The sequence below is a fragment of the Anaeromyxobacter sp. PSR-1 genome, assembly GCF_000964525.1.
Lineage (GTDB): Bacteria > Myxococcota > Myxococcia > Myxococcales > Anaeromyxobacteraceae > Anaeromyxobacter.
This window is the reverse complement of record NZ_BAZG01000188.1, coordinates 1-8711: the sequence shown is the minus strand read 5'-3', so window position 1 is coordinate 8711 and position 8711 is coordinate 1. Positions and strand designations below refer to the sequence as shown.

At 75.9% G+C, this 8711-nt stretch carries 10 protein-coding genes and 1 pseudogene; 5 read left to right on the top strand and 6 right to left on the bottom strand.

Annotated features, from left to right (window positions below; translation table 11 throughout):
- A pseudogene (locus tag PSR1_RS19550) lies at positions 1 to 486 on the top strand (type VI secretion system protein); the annotation flags it as partial.
- Between the two features lie 8 nt (positions 487 to 494).
- Here PSR1_RS19550 and PSR1_RS19545 read toward each other — a convergent pair.
- From PSR1_RS19545 to PSR1_RS19535, 3 genes are all read right to left on the bottom strand, one after another.
- Positions 495 to 1097, bottom strand: coding sequence for an ATP-binding protein (locus PSR1_RS19545; protein ID WP_059439093.1), 603 nt, complete (start codon positions 1095 to 1097; stop codon positions 495 to 497).
- Between the two features lie 109 nt (positions 1098 to 1206).
- On the bottom strand, positions 1207 to 1689 hold the full coding sequence (locus tag PSR1_RS19540; protein ID WP_082100310.1) for an isoprenylcysteine carboxylmethyltransferase family protein: 483 nt from the start codon (positions 1687 to 1689) through the stop codon (positions 1207 to 1209).
- A 49-nt stretch (positions 1690 to 1738) separates the two neighbouring features.
- On the bottom strand, positions 1739 to 2221 hold the full coding sequence (locus PSR1_RS19535; RefSeq protein ID WP_059439091.1) for a Fur family transcriptional regulator: 483 nt from the start codon (positions 2219 to 2221) through the stop codon (positions 1739 to 1741).
- A 133-nt stretch (positions 2222 to 2354) separates the two neighbouring features.
- Here PSR1_RS19535 and dacB point away from each other — a divergent pair, with 133 nt between their 5' ends.
- Complete coding sequence (gene dacB / locus PSR1_RS19530; protein ID WP_237758159.1) at positions 2355 to 4577, top strand: D-alanyl-D-alanine carboxypeptidase/D-alanyl-D-alanine-endopeptidase; 2223 nt, start codon at positions 2355 to 2357, stop codon at positions 4575 to 4577.
- Between the two features lie 105 nt (positions 4578 to 4682).
- Positions 4683 to 5168, top strand: a complete 486-nt coding sequence (locus PSR1_RS19525; protein ID WP_059439089.1) for a single-stranded DNA-binding protein — start codon at positions 4683 to 4685, stop codon at positions 5166 to 5168.
- Positions 5169 to 5248: 80 nt separating this feature from the next.
- Here the strand turns inward: PSR1_RS19525 and PSR1_RS19520 are convergent, their stop codons facing one another.
- Genes PSR1_RS19520 through PSR1_RS19510 form a run of 3 tightly spaced genes read right to left on the bottom strand, consistent with a single transcriptional unit; the run spans position 5249 to position 6701 of the window.
- Positions 5249 to 5809, bottom strand: coding sequence for a dihydrofolate reductase family protein (locus PSR1_RS19520; RefSeq protein ID WP_059439088.1), 561 nt, complete (start codon positions 5807 to 5809; stop codon positions 5249 to 5251).
- 38 nt (positions 5810 to 5847) lie between these two features.
- Positions 5848 to 6321: an SRPBCC domain-containing protein gene (locus PSR1_RS19515; RefSeq protein ID WP_059439087.1), complete on the bottom strand. Its 474-nt coding sequence runs from the start codon at positions 6319 to 6321 to the stop codon at positions 5848 to 5850.
- Complete coding sequence (locus tag PSR1_RS19510; RefSeq protein ID WP_059439086.1) at positions 6318 to 6701, bottom strand: helix-turn-helix transcriptional regulator; 384 nt, start codon at positions 6699 to 6701, stop codon at positions 6318 to 6320. Before PSR1_RS19510 ends, PSR1_RS19515 begins: the two co-directional genes overlap by 4 nt.
- 141 nt (positions 6702 to 6842) lie before the next feature.
- Here PSR1_RS19510 and PSR1_RS19505 point away from each other — a divergent pair, with 141 nt between their 5' ends.
- Together PSR1_RS19505 and PSR1_RS19500 are read left to right on the top strand one after the other, a co-directional pair.
- Positions 6843 to 7622 (top strand): DUF4253 domain-containing protein, encoded by a 780-nt coding sequence (locus PSR1_RS19505; protein ID WP_059439085.1) that lies wholly within the window; start codon positions 6843 to 6845, stop codon positions 7620 to 7622.
- A gap of 189 nt (positions 7623 to 7811) precedes the next feature.
- Positions 7812 to 8711: tetratricopeptide repeat protein (locus PSR1_RS19500; protein WP_152643388.1), on the top strand; the 900-nt coding region annotated here is incomplete at its 3' end.

The window sequence follows — 8711 nt, the reverse complement described above, 5'->3', positions numbered from 1 at the left end:
GCCAAGGTGGGCGCGCGGGCGTTCGCGTTCCTGAACGAGGCGGGGCTGTGGGAGGACAAGAAGTGGCACGCGCTGTTCCCGCGCCCCGGCGCGCCGCCCGCCTGGCAGCTCGCGCTCCTGCTCGCCGCCACGCCCGTCCGGCTCGCGGTGGACGAGGGCGCGCGCCAGCTCACCGGGGCGCAGGCCATCGCCGACGTGGACTGCCGCGTGCTCGCCGCCGCGCCGTTCCCGCCGGCGGACGCGATCCGCGCCGAGGCTGCGGAGCTCGCCGCGCTGCGCGCCGCGCTGGCCCGCGACCCCGTCACCACCGACCTGCGCGCCATGCTCGACCGGCCGGCCCAGCGGGCGCTCGACCGGCTGGCCGGGCGCCTGCTCGGCGAGACGGCCGCGGCGGTCGAGCGGCAGCGCGACGCGCTCGCGGAGCGGGTGGCGGCGCGCCTCGCGCACGCGGCCGAGGTGCGGCGGCTGCTGCTGCGGGCGGGGTGAGCGCCCGGTCAGGGCACGTCGCCGTCCGGCAGCACGTCCGTCACCACGTCCGCGGCCCGGCGCGGCAGGGTCGCCACGTAGGTCGTCCCCGCCCGCGTCCGGATGCGCGCGAGCTCGCCGCGGTGCTGCAGCATGATCTTGCGCGCGGCCGCGATCCGGAGCGTGCCGACCCGGTCGTCGGCGCCGTCGGGCCTCACGCCGCGCTCGAAGTACGTGACGAACGTGTCGCCGCGGTCGATCGGGCGCGCGAACTGGACGCGCACCACCACGACGTCGTCGTGCGCTCGCCAGCGGAGCGAGACGCGCTCCTCCGCCCGCGTCCGCTTGAGCGCGTCCTCGAGGAGGATCGTCACGGCGTACGCGACCCGCCGCGGATCCCACTCCCCCGAGCCGTCGTGCTCGGCGTCCGGCGCGTAGTCGACGACGCGGTCGGGGAACCGGGCCCCGACGTCGTCGACCGCGCCGCGGCACAGCGCGGCGAGGGTCGTCGGCTGCAGGTCGAGCGGGAACTCCTCGTGCTCGCCGCCGCGGCCCGGGCTCCGGTCGATGGCCGGGGCCTGGCGGCCGAGGAGCAGCTCGCTCCCCTGGTTGATCTCGCTGGACTCGGTCACGTCGTGCTCCCCCGGCAAAGGTGGCCCGCACCCGCGGCCATCGTTCGTGTAGGGAAAGGCCGGGCGACGTCGGGAAATTCCTGGCCCCCTTCCGACGCGGCGTGCAGCCTCACGCTCGCCCGCGCGGCGGGCGCGGGATCCAGCGCGGCACGCGCTCCCGGAACGCGTCGTACTCGGCGCCGAACGTCTTCCTCAGCCTGGGCTCCTCGTACCCGACCACGAACCGGTGGAACGCCAGCCAGACGAGCGCTCCGTAGCCGAGCACGCGCAGCTCGCCGAGGAGCAGCGCCTGCCCGGCGATCACCGAGAGGACCGCGACGTACATGGGGTTCCGGACGTACCGGTACAGCCCGCTCACGACGAGCCGCCGGGGCGGGAGGACCGGCGCCGGCGTGCCGAGGCCGCGGATCGCGAACCGCGCGAACGACTCGAGCACCGCGGCGATCCCGGCGGCGGCCAGGATCGCGCCCAGGACGCGCGCCCCGGTGAACAGCGGCGGCCGCATCCGCCACCCCGCGATCCACCACGGGACGACGCCGGCGACCGTCGCCGGGGCGACCGCGAGGAACGCGAGCGTCCCGACCAGCGCCATGCGCCGGGTCATCGGGCCGCCGGGCCGTGCGCGGACGGGCTCCCCACCCTCAGCCCCGCGGCGCCTCGCGCGCCTGGCAGTCCGGGCAGGTGCCCACCAGCTCGTGGTGGTGCGCCTCGAGCCGGAACCCGTACCGGGCGGCCACCTCGCGCTGCAGGATCTCGAACGCCTCGAACTCGAACTCGACCACCTTCCCGCAGCGGGAGCAGACCAGGTGGTCGTGGTGCTGTCGCCCGAAGGTGGTCTCGTAGCTGCGGGCGTCGCCCGCCACGATGGCCGGCTCGAGGATGCCCGCCTCGGCGAGGAGCGGCAGGGTCCGGTACACGGTGGCCTTGGACCCGCGGATCCCGCGCTGCTTCAGGTCCGCGATCAGCTCGTCGATGGGGTAGTGCCCCTGGCGCGCCAGGGCGGCCTCGACGATGGCGGCGCGGGCCTCGGTGAGCCGGAGGTCCCGCTGATGCAGGAACCGCTCGAAGCGCTCCAGCGCCTCGCGCGTGCGCCCGTCCAGGCCTTCCGCGCGTCCCTCGCTCACATCGTCATACCTAGCGAGCGGGGGACCCTCCCGTCAACGCGGCCCCGAAATACCCCACGCCCGCCCGGGCGTTCACCTGGGCGCGCGCTCGCCTGCGCGTCCACCGCCCGCCCATCCGATAATGCGGCCCAACGTGCTCCCCTCCTCGACCCGCCCCATCTCCTCCCTGCCCGCCCTCCCCGCCCTGCTCGCCGGGGCGCTCGCCGTCGCGCTGCTCCCGCCCGCCGCGCTCGCCGCCGACCCGCCCCCCCGCGAGGCGGCCCGGGCGTTCGCCGCCATCGTGGACGGCTCGCCGCTCTCCGGCGCGCGGGTGGGGATCCTCGTCTCGGCGGTGGACACGGGCGAGGTGATCTACGCGCGCGACCCCGACGTCCTGCTCAACCCCGCCTCCAACGTGAAGCTGGTGACGAGCGCCGCGGCGCTGGACCGGCTCGGCCCCGAGTACCGCTTCGCCACCGAGTTCCTGGTCGAGCCGAAGGGCGGCGCGGCGCGGGCGCTCTACGTGCGCGGCAAGGGCGACCCGTCGATCGTGACCGAGCGGCTCTGGGCGATGGCCGGCGACCTCCAGCACCTCGGCGTGAAGCGCATCGGCGAGCTGGTGGTGGACGAGGGCTTCTTCGACGGCGAGCGGACCGGGCCAGGCTACGACCAGGAGGAGGGCGACCGCGCCTACCTCGCGCCCGCCGGCGCGCTGTCGCTCAACTTCAACGCGGTGGCGGTGCACGTCGGCCCCGGCGACCGCCGCGGCGCGCGCGGCCGCGTGGAGCTGGAGCCGGCCAGCGACTACCTCGAGATCGAGAACCGCACCACCACGGTGCGCGCCGGCTCGCCCAGGCGCGTGATCATCGAGTCGGTCGCGCGCGGCGGCAGGCAGCGGATCGTGGTGAAGGGGCGCGTGCCGCTCGGCAGCCGGACGCAGCCGCAGTGGCGCCGCATCGAGGACCCGGCGCTCTACCTCGGCCACACGCTGGCGCGGCTGCTCGAGCTGCGCGGGGTGAAGGTGGGGAAGGTGCGCGCCGGGGCGACGCCGGAGGGCGCGCGGCTGGTGCTGGTGGCCCAGTCCGACCCGCTCGGCGAGATCGTCCGCCGGCTCAACAAGACCTCGAACAACTTCGTCGCCGAGCAGCTCCTGAAGACGCTCGGGGCCGAGGTGAAGGGCGCGCCCGGGACCTGGCCGAAGGGCGTGCAGGTGGTGGAGGAGTTCCTGGCCGAGGCGGGCGTGCCGCGCGGCACGTACGTGATGAAGAACGGCTCGGGCCTCAACGACACGAACCGCTTCAGCGCCCGGCAGCTCGTGACGCTGCTCCGCGCCATGTACGGGCGGTTCCCGATCCAGCCCGAGTACCTGGCCTCGCTGCCGGTGGCCGGCCGCGACGGCACCATCCGCTGGCGGATGGAGGGCACCGAGGCCGCCGGCCGGCTCCGCGCCAAGACCGGCACGCTCGAGAACGTCACCAGCCTCTCCGGCTACGTGGAGGACGGCGCGCACCGGACGCTCGCGTTCGCGGTGCTGGTGAACGACTACCCCGGCCGCTCCGCCGGCGTGCGCCGCGCGGTGGACGCGCTCGGCGCCGCGCTCGCCGCGAGCGGCGGGCCGCCGGCGGGCCTCGAGGCGGCGGTGGCGCAGGGCAAGGAGCCCGGGCCGGCCGCGGTGGTGGCCGTCGCCGCGACCACCGACCTGGCGCGCTCGGCCCAGCCGTACTACGCGCTCGCGCGCACCGGCGATCCGCGCAACGAGCCGTTCCTGCGCGGCGCGCTCCGCGCCGAGGCCGACCCCGCGCTCCGGCTCGCCATCGCCGAGGCGGTGTACCTGTCCGACCCCGAGGGCGAGGCGGCGCGGCGCAGCTTCCTCGACCAGGTCACGCCCGACGCGGGCGTGCTCGGCCGGCTCTGGTCGGCCATGGGGACCGAGGAGCCGCCGCCGGTCGTCCCGTCGATCGCCGAGCTCGCCGGCGAGGGCGTCCCCGAGGCGCTCGCGAAGCTGGTCGAGCTCGCGCCCGCCGCCGCGCTCGACGGCGGGCTCGCGGCCCGCCTCGCCGAGGCGCTCGCCGGCGTGGCCGCGTCCGCGCCCGACGAGCTGGTCCAGGCGCTCCGGGCCGCGCGCGCCTCCGACGCCGACGCCGCCGTCGGCGCGCTCGGCGCCGGGCTGGCGCGCAGCGACGAGCGCGAGCACCCGTTCCCGCCCGCGCTCGCCGCGCTCGCGGGCCGGCAGGACGAGCTCGGCGCCTACGCGCGCGCGCTCGGCCCGCGGCTCGAGGAGGCCCGCCGCGCCGCCGAGGCGGTCCGCGCCGCGCCCGTGCTGGTGCCGGTGCCGGTGCCCGTGGGCGGCGCGGTGGTGCCGGCCTCCGGGCGGTAGGCCGACCGCCGGGCGTCGCCGATGTCAGGGGGGTGGGATACCTTCCTGCCTTCACAACCGCAGCCTGCGCCCTGAGCGCAGGCCACGCAGAGGGAGAGCGACGCCATGGTGAACAGGGTCATCCTCGTCGGGAACCTCGGGAAGGATCCGGAGGTCCGGTACACGTCCGGCGGCCAGGCGGTCGCGAACCTCCGCATCGCCACCTCCCGCTCCTGGACCGACAAGCAGTCCGGGCAGCGCAAGGAGGAGACGGAGTGGCACGACGTCGAGGTCTGGGGGAAGCAGGCCGAGCAGTGCGGTGAGTACCTGGCGAAGGGGCGCCAGGTCTACGTCGAGGGCCGCCTCAAGACCGACAAGTGGCAGGACAAGCAGTCCGGCCAGGAGCGCTCGAAGGTGAAGGTGGTCGCCGAGACCGTCCGGTTCCTGGGCGGTGGCGGCGGCGCCGGCCGCGGCGCCGGCGGCCCCGGCCGCCAGCACGGCCCCGACGACGGTCCTCCCGGCGGCTTCGAGGAGCCGGATGCCGGCCCTGGTCCCGGCTTCGGCGGTGGTGGGGGCGGCGGCGGCGGTGGGCCGGACGACATTCCGTTCTAGCCGGCGCGCATCGCGGGCAGCACCGACGGCGGGGGCCACGGGCCTCCGCCGTCTTCCCGTTGGGCGGTGCTCGAGGGACGCTACGCGGGCGCGTAGCAGACGAAGATCTTGCCGTTCGCGAAGGCCCGCGACTCCGTCAGCCGCAGCTTCAGGCGGCGGTGGATCCCCTCGAAGATCGAGCGACCGGCGCCGAGCGCGACCGGGTTGAGGATCAGCTCGTACGCGTCCACGAGGCCGGCATCGGCCAGCTGCGACACCAGGGTTCCGCTCCCGAGGATCGCCATGCCCGGGCCGGGCCGGGCCTTCATGCGCCGGACCGCGGCCACCGGATCGTCCCTGACGAGCGTGGTGTTCTGCCACCGCGCCTCCGCCAGCGTCCGCGAGAAGACCACCTTCGGGAGCCGGTTCATGTGGCGCGCGACCTCCGGGAGGGCGCGCGCGGCGTCCGGCGTGGGCCAGTAGCTCTCCATCAGCTGATAGGTGATGCGCCCGAAGAGGAGCACGCCGCCCGCCCGCGCCCGCGCCGCCGTGAACCGGTCGAACTCCTCGTCGGCGTCCTCCTTGGCCCACGACATGTCCCCGTGCGGATCCGAGAGGTGGCCGTCGACGGACAGCTGGTTGAACACGATCAGCCTGCGCATGTGCAGCCTCCGTGCGTCCCGCCGTGCGGGACCGTTCCTCACCCGATCGACGCGACCACGGTCCGCAACCGCTCGGCGCCCTGGCGCAGGACCTCCGCGAACCCCCAGCGCGCCGCGAGCGCGCGCTCGGCGAACGTGGCGAACCGCGCCTCGAAGACGATGCGCGTCCGGCGCCCGAGATCCTCGAGCGTGAGGGCGTTGACCGGGAGGGGCTTTCCGGGATCCCCTCGCTCGGCCCTCCAGACCAGCCGCTCCGGCGGGACCACCTCGACGAAGACGAACTCGTACTCGTGATCGACGCCGTCGGGCGTCCGCATCACGTGGCGCCAGCGGCCGCCGGCGCGGACGTCCATCTCGCAGACCGGGTTGGTGAACCCGGCGCCGCCGTACCAGCGCACGACGTGCTCGGGGGTGGTGAACGCGAGCCACACCAGCTCGCGGGGCGCGTCGAGCACGTGGGTCATGGCGATCACCGGCTCGCGGGTCGAGCCGACGTCGATCCGGACGGTCATCGGCCGCCTCCGCGCCTCGGCCTGCCGGGCCTCCGCGGGCGCCGCGGGGCACCGGCCACCTGCAGCGTCTTCACGTACGCGCCGAGGCTCTCGAAGCTTCGCTCCCAGAACGCGCGGTAGTCCTCGAGCCACTCCGCGACCGTGCCGAGCGGCGCCGCCTCGAGGTGGCACGGGCGCCGCTGCGCCTCCCGGCTCCGGGAGATCAGGCCGGCCTCCTCGAGGACCTTCAGGTGCTTGGAGACCGCGGCGAGGCTCATGTCGTACGACGCGGCCAGCTCCTTGACCGGCGCGTCGCCCGCGGCGAGCCGGGCGAGGATGTGCCGCCGCGTCGGGTCGGCGAGGGCGGAGAAGGTCATCGTGAGCGGGTCGCTCGGCGCCATGGAGGAAGGCTAGTATTCAACCATGTGGTTGTCAACTGATCGGTTGACTTCCGGAGCAGGCGGGCCCCGTCCAGCACGCAACCGAGGGTCGCGCGAGAGCGCGTGCTTCCCCGGCCTTCGCGCTCCGTGCAATAAGACGGCATGTCCTTCTGGAGGCGATGGCTGGGGCGCGGCGCGCCGGACGCGGAGCCCGAGGGCGCGGCACCGGAGCCGGAGCTCCCGGCGTTCCCCTACCCGCTCGTCGCCGTCCCGGGCCGCGACGCGGTGCAGGAGTGGCTGCGCCTGCGCGAGCTGTGGCGGCCGGAGGGCGCCTGCCCGGTGCTGCTCGGCCCGCGCGAGCAGGTGGAGTCCGCGCGGGAGGGGCTCGCGGGCGCCGACGTGGCCGCCACGCTGCGCGCCGCGGCCGGGCTCACCGCGCGCGAGGTGCTCGACCGGCGGCTGCGCGAGCTGGAGCAGGACTTCGCCGAGGATCCACCGGCCGAGGACGAGAGCGGCCTCTTCGTCCCGCAGGGCGAGTGGCCCGCGACGCCGTCGCGCGGCCACCAGCTCGGCGCGCACCGCGCCATCACCACCGATCGCCCGTATCCCGTCGTGTACCTGGCGCGGATCCCGACCCCGCACGCGTACGAGATCCCCGCGTACCTGAACTACGGCGCGTGGAACGCGTGCCCGGCGACCGAGGAGCACGTCGCGCTGCACCGCCACTGGCACGAGCGCCACGGCTCGGAGATCTACGCGGTGGCCGGCGACGTGGTGGAGTGCTGGGTGCCGCGCCCGCCCGAGGATCGCGCCGGCGCGGAGGCGCTCGCGCGCGAGCAGTGCCTCTACTGCGACGACATCGTGCACCAGGGCACGCAGACCCTGCTGAACCTCGCGGCCGAGCTGAAGGACGCGCCCGCGTGGTTCTTCTGGTGGGACTGACGGTCGGCGCGACCGGCTCACCACGCGCGGGGCTTGCAGACCGCTCGCGTCACGCACAGCGACGCGCGCGCCGGTCCACGCACCCATCGGCACCCCGCGCCACACGGGACGACATCCCGCGACTGCGGCCTTCCCGCGCGGCGCTGGAGTCGCGACCTTGCGTGATAGGCTCGCGCCCTTCCCCGCCACATGGCCACCATCCTCGAGAAGTACGAGCAGATCCTCGCGGCCGACCCCCGGTCGCGCATCTTCGTCGAGCTCGCCCGCGCGCTGCTGGAGCGCGGGCAGCACGCGCGCGCCATCGAGATCTGCCGTCAGGGCCTCGAGCACCACCCGTCCTCCATCCTGGGTCGCGTGATCTGGGGACGGGCGCTCCTCGAGTCGGGTGACACGAAGGGCGCGAACGATCAGTTCGAGATCGCCATCGCGGTCGATCCGGGCAGCCCGTACGCGTACAACCTCGTGGGCGAGGCGCTGGTCGCGAAGGGGCTCTTCCGCGAGGCGCTGCCGGTGCTCCTGCGCGCGGTGGAGCTGCAGCCGGCGGACGCCCGCGTGCGCGGCTGGCTGGAGCAGGCGAAGCGCGGCGTGCGCGAGGACGGCGCCGCCCCGGCAGCCGAGGACGCGCCCGCGCGCGCCGCCGGCGCGGACGAGGTGACCGAGCCCTACCGGCCGCTGGCGGACGAGCCTCCGAGGGCGGAGGCCCCGCCGGACCTCGAGCCGACCGCGACGTTCGACCTCCCGCCGCGCGCGGCCTCCAGGCCGCGGGCGGCCGCTTCACCTACCGTCACGCCGGCGCCCCCGGTGCTGGCGCGCGAGCCGGGCCGGGGGTCGCCCCCCGACGGCGGCGACGCCTCGCTCGAGGCCGCGCTCGCCTTCGACGTCGCCTACCCGCGGAACGCCGCGGTGACCGCCCAGGATCCGCTCGGTGCCCCCGCGGCGCCGGTCCGCCTCGTCGAGCCGCCGGACGCGGACGAGCCGCTCGGCCTGCCGGAGCAGCCGGCTCCGGCGCCCGAGGCGGCCCCGGCGCCGCCGCGCCCGCCGCCCATCCGCGCCACCCCGCCCCCGCTCGCGCGCGACGAGCTGCCGGCG

What these genes read in the sequence shown, in the direction of transcription:
- PSR1_RS19540 (WP_082100310.1), bottom strand. Translation starts at nt 1,689, where the DNA reads ATGGCGCTGGTCGGGACGCTCGCGTTCCTCGCGGTCGCCCCGGCGACG.
- PSR1_RS19525 (WP_059439089.1), top strand. Translation starts at nt 4,683, where the DNA reads ATGGTGAACAGGGTCATCCTCGTCGGGAACCTCGGGAAGGATCCGGAG.
- PSR1_RS19520 (WP_059439088.1), bottom strand. Translation starts at nt 5,809, where the DNA reads ATGCGCAGGCTGATCGTGTTCAACCAGCTGTCCGTCGACGGCCACCTC.
- PSR1_RS19515 (WP_059439087.1), bottom strand. Translation starts at nt 6,321, where the DNA reads ATGACCGTCCGGATCGACGTCGGCTCGACCCGCGAGCCGGTGATCGCC.
- PSR1_RS19510 (WP_059439086.1), bottom strand. Translation starts at nt 6,701, where the DNA reads ATGGCGCCGAGCGACCCGCTCACGATGACCTTCTCCGCCCTCGCCGAC.
- PSR1_RS19505 (WP_059439085.1), top strand. Translation starts at nt 6,843, where the DNA reads ATGTCCTTCTGGAGGCGATGGCTGGGGCGCGGCGCGCCGGACGCGGAG.